Genomic DNA, 13,190 nt, shown 5'->3' with positions numbered 1-13,190 from the left:
TCGGTAAACACAAAGGTAATTGACTCGACCTGTCCGCGTACGCAGGACAGGGTCCAGTCACCGGACGCCGTGCCGCTCATCACGGCCCCCGCGACGTCCGGCAGGTCGATGCCGTTGGCGGTCAGGTTCTCCGGACCGACCAGCACCTTGAAGGGATAGGGGTCATTCACGGTGCCGTCCACCGGGACTCGGCCGATCAGCGCGGTCATGGCGACCGAGCCCATCAGCGTGGCGTTTTCGGGGATCGTGTAGACCGGCTTCGCGCCTTCGGTACGATCAACGGATCGCGTCAGGTCGCGCTCACCCTTGGTAACTGCACGTAGCTGTTTCTGGCTGCGATCAATCGCGTTGTCTTTCAAGCTTTCCAGAGAGTTGAAAGCGGTAGGCAAGCTCAGTGCGGAGGAAGTCGTGGTTTTGCCTCTGGCGTCGGTGGACGGAGCATCCGAGGGTTCAATCCACTGCAGTGCATCATTGGTAGAGTGTCGCCCTTCGAACTGAGCGCCGTCGCCGGGCTCAAGCCCCAATCCGATCGGCATGTCCTTGCTTTTGCCAGCCAGCCCCGACAACTGTTCCTGCAACTGCGTCAGCAGGCCGCGAGCCTGACGACTGTCTTGTTCCGCTTTGAGTCGGGCCTCATTGGCTTGGCGGCGGCCTTCGTCGACCTGCTGAGTCACACTGCCAAGCGCGGTCTGGATACGCGAATCGACACTGTTTTCCCGCTCGCGTAGGCGGTTGTTTTCCGTCTGCAGTGAGTCATTGTGTTTCTTCAAACCGAGCATGTCGCTGCGCATGGCCTTCACCTGGCCGACCAGGGTGGCGACCGTGTCGCGTGGGGTATCACCCGCGATGCCTAGCGACTTGGCCTGTTCGGCAGACAGAGCAATATTTTGCTGATCGCCTGATATTTCCGGAATGCTGCCAGTACCATCCGCGACCCAGGTTTTCATGATGATCAGCACCACGGCCAGTAGCGCAGCAGGTACTAGCCATTTGAGCAGTGCGTTAGCGTTCATGGTCGCCACCTTGCGTAACAGATGGGATCAATAGGACCGCTTGTTCGAGGCCTGCGCCCCGGGTGACAAGGTAGGCAATCGTAGTGTCTTCAGCATCGCTGACAGGTCCGAGGAAGGCGTGCTGGAAGGTGGCGGCAAACAGTTTGGCCTGAAACCGACGAGGATTGAGTTGCACCGGGATTGAACCGCGGTTGCGCAACTTCACCGCGGTGACCCAGTAATCACCGAGTCGCCAGGCGGCGATGGGTGTGCTGGACACGTTTTCGGTCGGCAGCAGGGTCGGCAGTTCGGTACGCAGCTTGAGCGGGACGCGGCGTACACCGGGCAGGGACTCCACGGTGCGCAGCGGCGCGTACAGGCTTTGCGCGGCGTAGCGCGTTAAAGCGACCGGGATCGGTGTGCGTTCTGGAACAGGGACGGCGCTAGATTCAGCCTCGGTAGCTTGCCCCTGAGCATTCTTGAGAATACGTACGGGCTCCAGCGGTTGATCGCCGGGAGTGGCCGCGATATCCAGGAGGATGATCTCGCCCGTCGTGACCGATTGCAGCTGCAGTCGGGTCGGTGCAATGGCTTCCGACGCTCGCAGGTACAGCGTGCCGCCGGTTGATTGCACACGCAGCTTGCCGGTCAGGGTTGAGGGCACACCGACGCGAACAGCCTCATCGATAAAGACCACTCGTTCCTGATTGATCACCAGCGGGACCGCGAGGGGAGGCGTTCCCAGTGCATCAGCTCGACGGCCTGCGCTACAGCTCCCCATAGCATCAGTGCAACGGTGAGTCCCAGGGTAGAAATCCGCTTCATGGCTCACCTCCAGGCAGGGAGATTCTTTGCGGAGTGCCCTGATAACAATCCAGTGCCAGCCCCCACTTATTGCGTTCGGGGTCCAGATCAAAACGCACCACGCGCAATGGATACCGCACCACCACCCGTTTCACTGGTTCGGCGGCGTAATATTCATCGGCATTGAGATCGAGCTTGACCAGCCAGCTGTCGCGGTCGAGTTGCTTGACCCTGAGTTCCGGATCTTCGCTGTAGCCTCGGCCCAGAATTTCGTAGACGCCACGCACCCGCTGGCGCAGCTCGCCGGCGGCCTTGCGGTACTCATAATCACCGTCGAGGAAGGTCTTGCAGGCGGGTGTCAGGTAGGACTGCAAGCCATAGATGGCGCGGCGATAATCCTGCTCGCCATCCGAAGGCCAGCGGTTGAGTTGGCCAAAGATGTACAGGGCAAAGGCATAGACATTCTCTGGGGGGACATCCCACCACTTGCGAGTGCTGCCCGAGCGCAGATCCGGGGGACATGCACCGTCAGATCGGTCGGTGCCGAGCGCCAGCCATACCAAAGTCCGGCACAGACCAGGGCCAGAATCACTACCGCCAGACGCAGGCTGAAGATGTGAGCGTGTTGGGCATCCACCTTGTTCCGAAAACGACTCATGGTTGCCACCGGGACAGGGCAGGGCGCAGTCGACGCGAACGGCGAATCGTCCAGGCGCCGGAGTGGAGAATCAAACTTCCGCGCCCCAGGCGCCAACGGCTGGCGAGTATCGATTCGAGCTTGCGGTACAACCAGGTCTCGGGGCGAGCCTGTTTGGCCCGACGCAAAAGCGTACCACCGGCAAATAACACCAGCGCCATGCTTGCGATCATGCTGGTCGGCGCAACGGCAATAGACGAGGTGACGATCCCTAGAGGAACGCCCAGCAGCAGGCCAATGGCGGCGCCAGTGCCGAGAGCTACCCACATCTCATCATTGGTCAAACCGCGCAGTACGGCAGGATCGCGGTTGAGTCGCTCCGGCAGAAAGACCAAGGTGCCGTCGGCAAGGCGTTCGATAGTGTCGTTCATGTCGACCTCACAGAATCGCGGCGGCCTTGGTCAGGAACCAGATGATGATCACCACCAACAGGGCACCGATGCCGACCACCGCGCCGAGGTCCTTCCAGGTTTTGCGCTGGTTCTGCACGTCGGCATAGACAGTTAGGGAATGCCAAGCCACGCCGAGAAAAGCGAGCAGGGCGATCAACAAACCGAGCAGGATGCCGCCGTCATAGGCGTAGTTTTTGATCGTCTCGATCAACCCGGAACCTTCACCACGCGAAGGAGCCTCCATGGTGGGAAGCTCGGCAAAAGCCAGGCTTGAGCCGAGCACCAACAGCAGACCGATCAAGCGCTGGCTGGCACGATCACGCAGGTTGTTTTTTAGAGGGGTAAAGCACTTGAGCATGGCAGTGATCTCCTGGATTAGGACAGCGTGAAGAACATCAGGACTAGTAGGGCGAGCAAAACACGTGCGGCGCTGCCGCCAAACGCGCCGAAGCGCACACTGCCGGTGGCCCAGCCCCGGTAAGCCGTCCACATCACCCAGGTGCACCAGAGCAAAGCCAGGACGAGAACCAGGGACAACCAGAGTGTCGAACTGCTCTGTGCCGAGAAACCGGAGGCGTTTTGGAACGCTGCGGTCTGAGCGTCGGTCATGCTCATGGCGACGGTTCCACGGACGGGATGTCGAGGCGGTAATCGCCGACCAGCTCACCAGCGTCGTGAGGTTGAGCACGGGAGGGCGACAGATAGTTCTGCATTCCTTGGCGAATGCGTTGGATGTCCTGAGACAGGCGGGGATAGTCGAAGCGATAGCGTTCGTTTGGTTCGGAGGTCCTGGCTACCTTAGCTTGCGCCGCAAGGTGCTCAATAGTGTCGACCTGCTGCTGAACTAGGCTGAGCTGCTCGCGCTCATGAGCAGATGCGGCATAGCCGCCGCTATGGAACGTCATCAATATGAGCAGTGGGCAGATTCGGAAAAATGTAGTCGGCATGTGGATAGCCCATTTGGAGATGGGGCCAGCATTCAACTAACGTCCAGGACTCAGCAGTAAGAAACACGAAACACGCTGCGTCATTTTATTTCGATACAGTCTCTGATCGTGGAGCGAGTTCGAACACCGTATCGAGAGCTACGAAACGCGGAAAAATGACACGATTGGACCGCAAGTACAGCATTGGTTACTCATGAAAAACGATTAGTAGCCGTTAACTTTTGATTCCGCTAACAGCATTGTTAGCGGGGCGCAGATAAGCGCGGACGAAATCAGTTAACGAAGAGTGATAGCAGAGAGTGAACATCCAACAAGCAATTCGGCGGTACCGTATTCGACAGGCCGTGGGCTTCTCCTTGATGGTCTTCGGGGGCTATTTTATTTGGTTTCATCGTTGATTTTTCTGCACCATCAAGCAGAGACTCTCGCGAGCACAAAATTTTTTGGGCATTTGGGAGGGGTTGTGCAAAATTTAGTAGCCGATGTTTACCAGGCCACATCACCCTACATCGGTTTTGTATGGGAGCACGCGCCTACCCTCAGCCAGGAAAACCCGCTCAGCTATGGAAATTTGCTGTTTTTCGGTTTGCTGGGTGTGATGATTATTGGAAAGCAAATTCTCCTTTCCGCTAGCCAACTCAAGAGGCGTGTTCAGGTTCAACTCGAACGTCTTGAGGAAGCTCAGTGGCGCAACTCGATGCAAAATGGAGCAGCCACCCAAGTCAACGCAAATCAGATCGGGCAGATCAATTTTTATCAGCAGTCTATGCCGCCGTCCCCTAGCGGTGATTGGTGGCAGCGGCCGTTGGGTATTGTTGGTTTGTCTATTATTGGCGGTTATGTCGTCGCGATTTTGGCTAAATTCACCGGAATGGTTTAACACGTCAGCGTTACATTTCATTAAATGTATTTTTTAAACGTCGCCGCGGTGATGGATGTCGTTATTCCGAGCATCATCGCGCAAGGCAAAAAGACGGCCATAGGATTGAGCGAAAAGGGCAGGGACAGATACATGATCCAGGGTACGAGCAGCAGGGGTATCACTGCTCGTTTAGCTCGGTGATAGACAAAACTGCTTTCTCGCCCGGCTCCAAACTTGCGCAGGTCGCGGCGCATCAAACCATCGACAAAACCGGTGAACGAGGCCAACAAAAATAGCGGTGTGGCCAGAGCCAAGATGGTTAGGCGCACTACGAAGGTAAAGGTCACATACACCGCCGCCAGTACGAAATCCTCAATGCTCACGTAGAGCTGATTCGCCCAGCTCCAGAAGTCATTGCCCTGGCCCGACACCCGCGCCTGCCGGGCAAAATCCTCAAAGCCAGTCTTGACCAGCAGCCACTGATTGAGGAGCTCCAGCCACTGGACAATTGTTTTCCCAGGCTGTTGGATGAGAAGTGAAGCTTTGAAGTGCTCGCTGAGCCAGCCCAACTCACTGGTTAGCATGGCCTGACTATGCCGCCAGCCCTGATCACCCCAAAACAGTAGCAGCCCGGCGAACTCGATGAGGATCGAGAACAGCAACGAGGCAATCAGCAAACCGATGATGCGCAGGACTAGGCTGATCGCCGAGATGATCAATCCCGGACGCTGGATCGGTTGTGGCGGCGTGTTCTGGGTGGAAGTCGCCATAGTTCACCCCATTGCGCGCTGCAGAGTTGATGTGGGCAATACGTCTCCTGGATCGTTTTCTGCTGAATCGAAACCTGTGGTGGGGTAGGGCTACCCCACCTGATCCAGATCGAAGTTGGTAGTTGGGCCGCCACCGCTTGCGCTCCACCACTGTCCCGCCTGCGCGTTGTAGGCCGCCCGCATCCGTTGAGTGAGTTCCTGTAGGTCCTTGGGCATGGCGTCGACGTTGGAGGGTTTGGGTAAAGGCATACGGACTTTCCAGAGCTGCCCACCGGCCTGGAAGGAGAACATTTGCCCCTTGGGCAAACTGACGATATGAGCAGGCTCGATCAACGGTACACTGGTGCTGCTGACACGGTCCTGTGAGGACGAGGTGAAGTCCGTGTTGGCCTCAGGATCGGAGGTGTCAGTCGCACCCGACACCAGGGTCTTGGTCAGCACGTTAACCTTGGGCAACTGCTGGGTGAGCAGTTCAGCGGTGGCGGTTTCGCGCACCCGCAGCATCTGCAGAGTGTTGAAGTTGCCAATAACCTGGCCAGCTTTGGCGCGGTTGCCGATACGTGCTTCGATATCGCTGAGGGTCTGGGTGTAGGCGGTTACCTGGATACCGGCACCGCCGCCCTTATTGATCAGCGGGATGAATTCATCACCCATCAACTCGTTGAACTCATCGGCGTGGAGGTTGATCGGCAACTTGTCACTGTTGTTACCCGATTGGGGCAGGCCATGGTCGATGCCGTGTTTGTAGATGTGTCCGGCGACCGAGACCAAGTCGGCGAACATGGAGTTGCCCACCGCGGCGGCCACCTCGGCGTCGGTCAGTGCATCCAGACCGACGTAGACGATGCCGCGTTTTCGGATGATCTGCATCCAGTCGAAGATTGGCCGCGGGTCATCTAAATCGGTGTAGTTGGGAGCCAGTAACTGGGCGGTCTTGCCGGTGGTGAGTTTCTCCAGCAGCGGCAGTAGCGAGGCAACGATTTTGTCGAAGTAAGTACGGTCATATCGTACCGCCGAACGCAGTCCGTCCATTACCGGATCAAATACCCGCTTCACCGCCAGGTACTGCTCGATGGCCACCACACGCTTTTCGCGCCCGATCATATGCCGGGGGATGTTCTTCTCGGTGAGCTTGCCTTCAAGCTGAACGATCACCTCCCACGCCTTCGGGTCGGTCTTGGCGAAAAACTGCTGGGCGTACTCGATGAACAGTGCATCGATGTTGACCACATGCCGTTGGATCTGCAGGTAGTCTGGACGCCGGCCTAACTCGATCAGGGCACGGGCGATGATGTTGACGAAACGCCAGGCAAACTCGCGAAAGGCCGCGGAGTTACCTTCGCCGCTGAGCTGCCCGGCGATGCGTGACGCCACTTCCGAGATACGCCCGAAGCGTCCCACCGCATTGTATCGAGCGGAGAACTCCGGCCAGCCTAGATGGAAAACATAAAACTCCTTATCCCGACCGGCCCGCTTGGCTTCGACGTACATCCGTTTGAGCAAGTCGGCGTCGCCCTTCGGATCGAAGACGATGACCACCTCATGTTCGATGCGATGAATGTCCTGGGTGATGTACACCTCGGCGAGCCGGGTCTTGCCGACACGGGTAGTGCCGAGCACCAGGGTGTGTCCGACCCGTTCGCCCAGCGGCAGACTGACTTCCGTTTCATCGGGCTCGACCCCATGCAATAGTGGCGAGCCACCTACCGGGGGCAAAGGCCGCAACGGATTGAAGGCACTGTCCCAGGCCGTGACACGGGCCAGTATCGAGAGTGGAAACGGTGCATGCTCCAGGCGCCGTTCGAGTCCACGGGCCAGGCGGTAGCTGGTCGGTTGGTCGACATAGTGGGCGACCGCCGGATCCTGGGCCTCGACCAAACGCTGGGTGTGCAGGCGGGTCCAGCGAAATCCTCGGCCCATGAACAGACGCTTGCGGCTGACCGGAATCTGCCGACTGGTCAGCTCGTAGCGGGGCAGCCGACGGATATTGCGCCGATAACGCAGCACCTCCCAAGCTTGTCTCAGCCGGATAAGGCCGAACAGGGCATAGGCCAGCGCTGCAACCAGACCGATCTCGGGTGACAGGGCCACAGCCCAGGGCGAGTACACGCACAACACCGCGGCAGCGATACAGATTGCTACGGTATACAGCTCCACCGCTGGCCGGAGCTTGGACTCCATCGCATGCTCGGCCATGACCTGACTCACTGTTCCAATGAGGTGGCGGTGATCAAGACGGGGTAGTGCTCAATCTGCAGGCGGGTGGCGATGTCGTTGCCGTTGACCGGCAGGATGGTGATGCCCGGAGCGGCTGCTCGAATCCGGGCCAAAGCTTCGGTATCGGCCACTTCAACGGCGAGGCCGGCCGCGCCCATTTCCTGCAGTTCAGCTGCGCGTTGACGCAACCATACCAGTGATTGGGGATCCTCACCGACCAGGAAAAATGGCCGCAAGCCCGGCATGTTCAGGGCACGAAGCGTGATCTGGCCTGGGCTTAGGAGGGAGCTGCGGACGGGCAGTATCCAGGCTTCATCGGCAAACGTGGACAAGTCCGCATGCATGGCCCGATCAGGCTGGGTTCTGTTGCTTATTGACGGCCTGGCAGCTTGAAAATGGGGGCGGGTGAAGTCGCTAGGCTGATCCCCAGCTACGGTCAATTGCGCCTGGGTAAAAGGTGCCAAGAATAGGATGCAATAACAGGCAAGAGGTATTCGCTTCATGGTGGTGTGCCCTGTTTGAAGGACACCATCAGCCGTTCGAGTTGCCAGGAAAATCCGGCGCGGTAACGCGCGGCCGGCGTTCCTCCTGCCGGGCGGTGATAGCGTCCAGCAGCTGACACCCAATCACCGGTAGCGGCGTGATGCTCCTGCAACAGCTCGGCGGTCACCGCGAGATTTCGGTAGGGATCAAGGGATTCGCAGGGGCTGGAAAAACGTTGTCTGTGGTAACCCAGGTTGGTTTGCCCGAGACCGGCATCGACCCGCTTGGCGTCATGTCGGGCGAGTGCCTGAAGCAAGGCGTGACAGGCGGCCTGGCGAGTGGCGAAGCGGTAGGGTGTTCCGGCGATGTTCAGGGTCCAAGGCCAGGGCAGCAGTCGACCACGGACGCGGATACCACTCTCCTGCAGGGCAATCGCGAACAGCACCGTAGAAGGGATGTCGGCGTCATGCGCCGCCAGTTGGTAGGCAGGAGGCGGAAGTTCGTCAGCCTGGACGGCGAGCATTGTCAGCATGAGCGCAATACCACTCAGTCGAGGCGTTGCCATTGTCCATTCCCCTGTTGAAATGTGGCAGGCAATGGCCCCGGGGCACCCAGGTTGAACCAGCGACCACGGTCATGGTTCAGGGTGATCTGCTGGCGTTGGACCTTCGCCGGATCGATGTCTGCTTGCCGAGCCCAACGACGGACGTGTTCGTCCTCGCCTTGGCTGCCCACCAGGTAAATATCGAACGCCGTGTCGCTGCTTTGCAGACGCTGCGCTTCGGCGGTGCACTCTGGGCAGTGGTCCTCCACAAACAGGGCCTGGCGCGGCATGACCGATGAGCTGGCAGGGGGCGGGGACGCCATGCCCTGGATCGGCAGCAGTCCGGGAAACAGCTTGGCCCAGGCCGCGGTGTAAGCGTTTTGGTAAGCCAACTCGCGCTCGGCGCGTTTGGCTTCCAGCGCTACCTGTAATTCGGCATAGCGCTGGCGCTCTTGGTCGGTCTGGGCCTCGACCCCGAGTGCGGTCAACGGATCGAGGTTCGGGCTCCAGAAACCGCGCGGGCCGGCTTGGATCTGTTCGAAGCGCGTCCACTCCTGCTCCGTCAGACCCCAGCTCGCCGCCTGTTCAGAGTCAGAGCGCCCCAGGGAGCGGACTGCGTGTCCTGGGTCCGTGACTGTGTCGTGACGGGGTTACCCATCGCAGCGACCGTGGTCAGTAACGAAGCGAGACAGACAACGGTGGGCAGTAGCGCTCTGTTCATGATCACTTCTCAAGGGAGGAGCACGGTCTGATCTGGCTGAGCGGCCACCGCGAAGATGGCTGAGTTCGGCTCCAGTATTTTCAGGCGCCAAGCCCCTTGCTGCTCACCGCTATGTAGCAGCCGGACATCCGTGAGCGAGCGACTGTCATGAGGTGCGACCGCCAGAAAGCGCTCACCCCCGCGGGACTCGACACTCAATACTGAAAACGGTGGCGAGAGCGGGGCGGGGTTGGGGCGAGCGGTCTTTTTCGGTTTGGTCGCAGAAGGCGTCGGCGGTGGAGGGAATGGCTTTGTCCTGAGGTCCAGGAGTTGCTGCTCGACCTGTTCAAGGCGTGCGCGCAGCGCTGTCAGGTCTGCCTGGGTGGCGCGGGCTGCGAGACCATCGCGCAGTTCCTGTATCTCTTGTGCCCATTGATCCAACATCGGATCGAGGGTATTGGCCTGTTGCTCACCAGTATCGACCATCTGCTTCAGGTCTTTCAGCGCGTACTGCAGCTTCTCCTGGGCGTCCTTGAGGGCGCTTGCATCATGTTGCAGGGTGTCCAGGGTTTGTCGGTATTGCGTGTTCGTGCTCTGCAGTTCGGCCACGCGTTGATACTGGTTATACAAACCACCGCTCAGGCCGGCGACCGCCAAGCAAAGCAGGCCAATGATGAGGGTTTGAAACGTCGAGGCTCTCATGGCCGTGCCTCCAACAGATGGGGCGAGACGGGTGTGATCAGCGCGACGCCGGCCTCCGTTTTCTGCTGTTCGAAGCAGACTGAACGGCTGACTTCGTCGGTCGTGAGTTGCCAGGCGGGGCCAGCCAGCACTTGCAGCGCGCGGCGCAAAGGGATTGGACCAAGCCGGTAATGGGCTGCAGGCAGAGGCCGGGTAAACAGCACCTTCACCGACGCGGTAACGGGGCAGAGCGAATAGCCCGAGCGCTGCAATACGTACTGCAATGCATCCTGCACCGAGGGGTTCAGGCTGGACGGGATGTTCACTTCAATGATTTGGGCAAGAAGATCGCGTTGTTCCGTGGTGGGCTCGGTGCTGACCAGCGTGTAGCGGCCATAACGAAGCTCTGCCGGATGGCTTTCTTCGGCTATGCCCCTCGAGTGCTGGGCCCGATTGGAGCCACTGTCGATCTCTGGATGGGGCGGCAAAGGGTTGGGGATTTGCGCGGTGCAGGCGCTCAACAAAGCCAGCAGGCAGACAGGCGTGAAAAAACGCTCCATGGAAGAAACCTCATGTCAGATTCAGTGCAGAACCTGACATGAGGTGAAGGAGCGATTCAGTGAGAAAGTTGATTCAAGGTGGGTCGTGTTAACGCTGAACACGTTGCTATTCATCGAAAATGGCGAGCCCATCCAAGGCGGCAGCGTCGGGGTCGAAGATCAACAATCGCACATCCGCCAATGCCGCCAAATACAGTACGTTGACCAAGGCTTCCGGTGTGCCTGCGTCAAGTTGTTCTTGTCTCAAGCTCGAATAACGATTGCCCTCAATGTTCAGCAAGTTCTCGTCCGTCCATGGCGTGCCGATCAGTTTGCAACCGATACCGCAGCAATCTGGCAGCGTAAAAAGCTCGAACAAGAGGCCGGTTTGCCGCAGAGCGGAGTGACTGACCCACTCCTCCAGATAAAGCATCGATTCTTCGGGAAGGTGCGCGGTACTGATTTCCCAGGCTCGACTGTAGTGTCCCGTTTCGAAGCTCAAGCGATGGACCGTGACTTGGGCTTCTTCCAGGGAGTACAGATCACCGAGGTGATGCCGCTCGTTGAGCATTTCGCCCATCACAGCGTAGATTACTTGGCGCACTAGCCCGGTGGACTGGCAGCGTTCATCCAAATCATCCGAAATGGATTGGCCTTCGCTGATCAAGGCGAAATCGTCATTGAACAGGCAGGCGAACAGTTGCAGCTCATTGTCGGGCAGATGGGCTTGTGAGTCGTGCACGGGTCGAAAGCAGGGAGGGCAGTCGTTTTCGTAGGTGATCAGTAGCAGCCGTTCGATATGAAGGTTGTCGTAACCGCGAGCAAATGGAGTTGAGGTCGTCAGCAGGGCTGGGGCTTGGTGTGTGGGGTTCATGAGGGTTCTCCAGAATGAAAATGCACAAGGCGCCCGAAGACGCCTGTGAGGGTTAAAGCCAGCCATGTTCGGCAAGGGAAAGTGGACGACCTTCACCCACGATGAAGTGATCCAGTACGCGCACTTCGATCAAGGCCAAGGCCTCTTTCAACCGTGCGGTCAAGACGCGATCCGCCTGGCTGGGTTCTGTACAACCTGAGGGGTGGTTATGAACAAAAATGGCGGCCGCGGCGTTATGCGCTAGGGAACGCTTAACGACTTGGCGGGGGTAAACGCTGGCGCCATCAATGCTGCCGTGAAAGAGGACTTCGAACGCCAACACCCGATGCTTGGCATCGAGAAATATCACACCGAAGACTTCATGCTCTTGTTGCACAAGATGCAGTTTTAGGTATGAAGCCACGGCGTCAGGCGACGTCAGGTTAGGGCCGCGGGCGAACAGCCGACGATCCAGAATATGCAGTGCTTCGTCGATCACCTGGTTTTCTTGGACGATACGATCAGCCTCGAAATCCGAGGTCTCAATCAGTGTGAGTTGGGTGGTCATGGTGGTACCTCCGAAGGGAACAATCAGGGGTACACGCCCGAGGGGAGTGGTGTCCCCGAGGTGGGTGTGGAGTCGCGGGCGTTAGCAGATGGCGCGCTGTTTACAGCCGCGTGAATCGGTGGCGTTGACCGTGTAGGGGCGAACTACAACCGTCGCAGGGCAATGGGGAAAAAGCTTTTATTCCCCAGCCAGTTTCGGGATCGAAGTCGGCACTGATGGGCATTAACCGAACCAGTTCTCGATGGATGCCGGCGATGCGTTTCTCAATTTCATCCGTCGTGTAATAGAGCGATAACGTGCTGTAGTCCTCGTAAGCAGTAGCAAACAGGCAGTCGTCGCAAAGCCAGAAGGATTCCATGTTGGTTCTCCTGTGCGGATTGAAGAAAAGGCGCTCGACGGAGCGCCTTGATGAGGAACATCGTGGACTGTTCAGGCGGACTGAACGGTACGGGTGGCATCACGGCGGGCCGTGCGGGGAGTGGGTGGAGATTCAGGTTCGACCCGAGCCTCTGTTGGGTTTGCGGTCTCCTCAGCTTCGGTATCAGCCGATGAAGGGGATGGCTCACTGTTTGGCGCTTGCTCAGCAGGTGCTGTTACTTCCTGCCTGGCGGGCGCTTTGTATTCGAACGTGCCGTTGACCTTGATCCAGTCAATGAACAGCAAACGACCTTTCAGGCTGGCGCCCGGTTGACCTTGTTTATCGCCTTTCTCGTAGAGAAACGGATCGATCCACAGGTCGCCGATACGGAACGACAGCAAGACCTTTTTCTCGGCTTTGACGGCGTCCATATAGAGACGAATCAAGCGTTCAGCTTCACCCCCAGCGACTTTGCAGTCGAAACGGGTGTACTCCACCGCATCGCTGGTACCGTGCAGGGCTGCGATATCGCAAGCCATGAATGGCTGGCCGCGGCGGACTTGCACTTCACGAACACGGTTGAGATAACCGATACCTACGGTGTGCAGATTGAAGTAAGTGGTCGCTTCTTGGGAGTGGTTGGCGTGGGCCATGGTGGTTCTCCTGTTTCAAGGGAAAACGGCGACGCACAGCCCCTGACGGGGAAGTGAGCCTCCGTCAGGGTGGGTAAGGTGAAGGCGATCGATGAACGACTCGCCACCGGCAAGCCGATGACGATCAGAA

16 protein-coding genes and 3 pseudogenes are annotated in these 13,190 nt (G+C 58.5%); 1 reads left to right on the top strand and 18 read right to left on the bottom strand.

The window, feature by feature from the left end; all coding sequences use genetic code 11:
• The 7 genes and pseudogenes from JFT80_RS01535 to JFT80_RS01505 all read right to left on the bottom strand — a co-directional run.
• Positions 1 to 1,013, bottom strand: a 1,013-nt coding sequence (locus JFT80_RS01535) for a TIGR03752 family integrating conjugative element protein (protein ID WP_201146688.1), incomplete at its 3' end; no start/stop codon positions are given.
• A pseudogene (locus tag JFT80_RS01530) lies at positions 1,003 to 1,817 on the bottom strand (TIGR03749 family integrating conjugative element protein). The gene JFT80_RS01535 and the pseudogene JFT80_RS01530, both read right to left, overlap by 11 nt.
• Positions 1,814 to 2,454, bottom strand: a pseudogene (locus tag JFT80_RS01525) (PFL_4703 family integrating conjugative element protein). The pseudogenes JFT80_RS01530 and JFT80_RS01525 overlap by 4 nt, the downstream one beginning before the upstream one ends.
• A complete protein-coding gene (locus JFT80_RS01520) occupies positions 2,451 to 2,864 on the bottom strand; it encodes a TIGR03750 family conjugal transfer protein (protein WP_201146687.1) in 414 nt (137 codons plus the stop codon). The pseudogene JFT80_RS01525 and the gene JFT80_RS01520 overlap by 4 nt, the downstream one beginning before the upstream one ends.
• Before the next feature lie 7 nt (positions 2,865 to 2,871).
• The gene (locus JFT80_RS01515) at positions 2,872 to 3,243 is read right to left on the bottom strand and encodes a TIGR03745 family integrating conjugative element membrane protein (RefSeq protein ID WP_201146686.1); all 372 of its coding nucleotides are present in this window, start codon (positions 3,241 to 3,243) and stop codon (positions 2,872 to 2,874) included.
• Between the two features lie 17 nt (positions 3,244 to 3,260).
• Positions 3,261 to 3,500 carry a TIGR03758 family integrating conjugative element protein gene (locus tag JFT80_RS01510; RefSeq protein ID WP_020300903.1) on the bottom strand — a complete coding sequence of 80 codons (240 nt, stop codon included), beginning with the start codon at positions 3,498 to 3,500 and terminating at the stop codon, positions 3,261 to 3,263.
• The gene (locus tag JFT80_RS01505; protein WP_201146685.1) at positions 3,497 to 3,832 is read right to left on the bottom strand and encodes an RAQPRD family integrative conjugative element protein; all 336 of its coding nucleotides are present in this window, start codon (positions 3,830 to 3,832) and stop codon (positions 3,497 to 3,499) included. The genes JFT80_RS01510 and JFT80_RS01505 overlap by 4 nt, the downstream gene beginning before the upstream one ends.
• 463 nt (positions 3,833 to 4,295) lie before the next feature.
• Here JFT80_RS01505 and JFT80_RS01500 point away from each other — a divergent pair, with 463 nt between their 5' ends.
• On the top strand, positions 4,296 to 4,712 hold the full coding sequence (locus JFT80_RS01500) for a hypothetical protein (protein ID WP_242482739.1): 417 nt from the start codon (positions 4,296 to 4,298) through the stop codon (positions 4,710 to 4,712).
• A gap of 20 nt (positions 4,713 to 4,732) precedes the next feature.
• Here the strand turns inward: JFT80_RS01500 and JFT80_RS01495 are convergent, their stop codons facing one another.
• The 11 genes and pseudogenes from JFT80_RS01495 to JFT80_RS01445 all read right to left on the bottom strand — a co-directional run bounded on the left by JFT80_RS01495 (position 4,733) and on the right by JFT80_RS01445 (position 13,060).
• Positions 4,733 to 5,464, bottom strand: a complete 732-nt coding sequence (locus JFT80_RS01495; RefSeq protein ID WP_201146684.1) for a TIGR03747 family integrating conjugative element membrane protein — start codon at positions 5,462 to 5,464, stop codon at positions 4,733 to 4,735.
• Positions 5,465 to 5,554: 90 nt separating this feature from the next.
• Positions 5,555 to 7,660, bottom strand: coding sequence for a type IV conjugative transfer system coupling protein TraD (traD, locus tag JFT80_RS01490; protein ID WP_201146683.1), 2,106 nt, complete (start codon positions 7,658 to 7,660; stop codon positions 5,555 to 5,557).
• A gap of 8 nt (positions 7,661 to 7,668) precedes the next feature.
• Complete coding sequence (locus JFT80_RS01485) at positions 7,669 to 8,184, bottom strand: integrating conjugative element protein (protein ID WP_201146682.1); 516 nt, start codon at positions 8,182 to 8,184, stop codon at positions 7,669 to 7,671.
• Positions 8,181 to 8,729 (bottom strand): lytic transglycosylase, encoded by a 549-nt coding sequence (locus JFT80_RS01480; protein WP_201146681.1) that lies wholly within the window; start codon positions 8,727 to 8,729, stop codon positions 8,181 to 8,183. The genes JFT80_RS01485 and JFT80_RS01480 overlap by 4 nt, the downstream gene beginning before the upstream one ends.
• Positions 8,711 to 9,429 (bottom strand): annotated as a pseudogene (locus JFT80_RS01475) (TIGR03759 family integrating conjugative element protein). The gene JFT80_RS01480 and the pseudogene JFT80_RS01475 overlap by 19 nt, the downstream one beginning before the upstream one ends.
• A 9-nt stretch (positions 9,430 to 9,438) precedes the next feature.
• Positions 9,439 to 10,110: a chemotaxis protein gene (locus JFT80_RS01470; protein ID WP_201146680.1), complete on the bottom strand. Its 672-nt coding sequence runs from the start codon at positions 10,108 to 10,110 to the stop codon at positions 9,439 to 9,441.
• Entirely contained in the window at positions 10,107 to 10,649 is a 543-nt protein-coding gene (locus tag JFT80_RS01465) for a PilL N-terminal domain-containing protein (RefSeq protein WP_201146679.1), read from the bottom strand. Before JFT80_RS01465 ends, JFT80_RS01470 begins: the two co-directional genes overlap by 4 nt.
• 106 nt (positions 10,650 to 10,755) lie before the next feature.
• Positions 10,756 to 11,502, bottom strand: a complete 747-nt coding sequence (locus tag JFT80_RS01460) for an ABC transporter substrate-binding protein (protein ID WP_201146678.1) — start codon at positions 11,500 to 11,502, stop codon at positions 10,756 to 10,758.
• A gap of 52 nt (positions 11,503 to 11,554) precedes the next feature.
• On the bottom strand, positions 11,555 to 12,049 hold the full coding sequence (gene radC / locus JFT80_RS01455; protein ID WP_201146677.1) for a DNA repair protein RadC: 495 nt from the start codon (positions 12,047 to 12,049) through the stop codon (positions 11,555 to 11,557).
• A 100-nt stretch (positions 12,050 to 12,149) separates the two neighbouring features.
• Positions 12,150 to 12,407 (bottom strand): hypothetical protein, encoded by a 258-nt coding sequence (locus JFT80_RS01450; RefSeq protein ID WP_093432336.1) that lies wholly within the window; start codon positions 12,405 to 12,407, stop codon positions 12,150 to 12,152.
• A 71-nt stretch (positions 12,408 to 12,478) separates the two neighbouring features.
• Positions 12,479 to 13,060, bottom strand: a complete 582-nt coding sequence (locus JFT80_RS01445; protein ID WP_201146676.1) for an STY4534 family ICE replication protein — start codon at positions 13,058 to 13,060, stop codon at positions 12,479 to 12,481.
• Between the last annotated feature and the right edge of the window lie 130 nt (positions 13,061 to 13,190).

The sequence above is a fragment of the Pseudomonas sp. TH10 genome (assembly GCF_016651255.1).
GTDB lineage: Bacteria > Pseudomonadota > Gammaproteobacteria > Pseudomonadales > Pseudomonadaceae > Aquipseudomonas.
The sequence above is the reverse complement of the archived record's forward strand: the minus strand, read 5'-3'. Positions and strand labels throughout refer to the sequence as shown.

Coding starts and splice junctions, on each gene's coding strand:
- JFT80_RS01465 (WP_201146679.1), bottom strand. CDS start 10,649: ATGGAGCGTTTTTTCACGCCTGTCTGCCTGCTGGCTTTGTTGAGCGCC.
- JFT80_RS01505 (WP_201146685.1), bottom strand. CDS start 3,832: ATGCCGACTACATTTTTCCGAATCTGCCCACTGCTCATATTGATGACG.
- JFT80_RS01450 (WP_093432336.1), bottom strand. CDS start 12,407: ATGGAATCCTTCTGGCTTTGCGACGACTGCCTGTTTGCTACTGCTTAC.
- traD (WP_201146683.1), bottom strand. CDS start 7,660: ATGGCCGAGCATGCGATGGAGTCCAAGCTCCGGCCAGCGGTGGAGCTG.
- radC (WP_201146677.1), bottom strand. CDS start 12,049: ATGACCACCCAACTCACACTGATTGAGACCTCGGATTTCGAGGCTGAT.
- JFT80_RS01515 (WP_201146686.1), bottom strand. CDS start 3,243: ATGCTCAAGTGCTTTACCCCTCTAAAAAACAACCTGCGTGATCGTGCC.
- JFT80_RS01480 (WP_201146681.1), bottom strand. CDS start 8,729: ATGGCAACGCCTCGACTGAGTGGTATTGCGCTCATGCTGACAATGCTC.
- JFT80_RS01460 (WP_201146678.1), bottom strand. CDS start 11,502: ATGAACCCCACACACCAAGCCCCAGCCCTGCTGACGACCTCAACTCCA.
- JFT80_RS01470 (WP_201146680.1), bottom strand. CDS start 10,110: ATGAGAGCCTCGACGTTTCAAACCCTCATCATTGGCCTGCTTTGCTTG.
- JFT80_RS01520 (WP_201146687.1), bottom strand. CDS start 2,864: ATGAACGACACTATCGAACGCCTTGCCGACGGCACCTTGGTCTTTCTG.
- JFT80_RS01495 (WP_201146684.1), bottom strand. CDS start 5,464: ATGGCGACTTCCACCCAGAACACGCCGCCACAACCGATCCAGCGTCCG.
- JFT80_RS01445 (WP_201146676.1), bottom strand. CDS start 13,060: ATGGCCCACGCCAACCACTCCCAAGAAGCGACCACTTACTTCAATCTG.
- JFT80_RS01485 (WP_201146682.1), bottom strand. CDS start 8,184: ATGAAGCGAATACCTCTTGCCTGTTATTGCATCCTATTCTTGGCACCT.
- JFT80_RS01510 (WP_020300903.1), bottom strand. CDS start 3,500: ATGAGCATGACCGACGCTCAGACCGCAGCGTTCCAAAACGCCTCCGGT.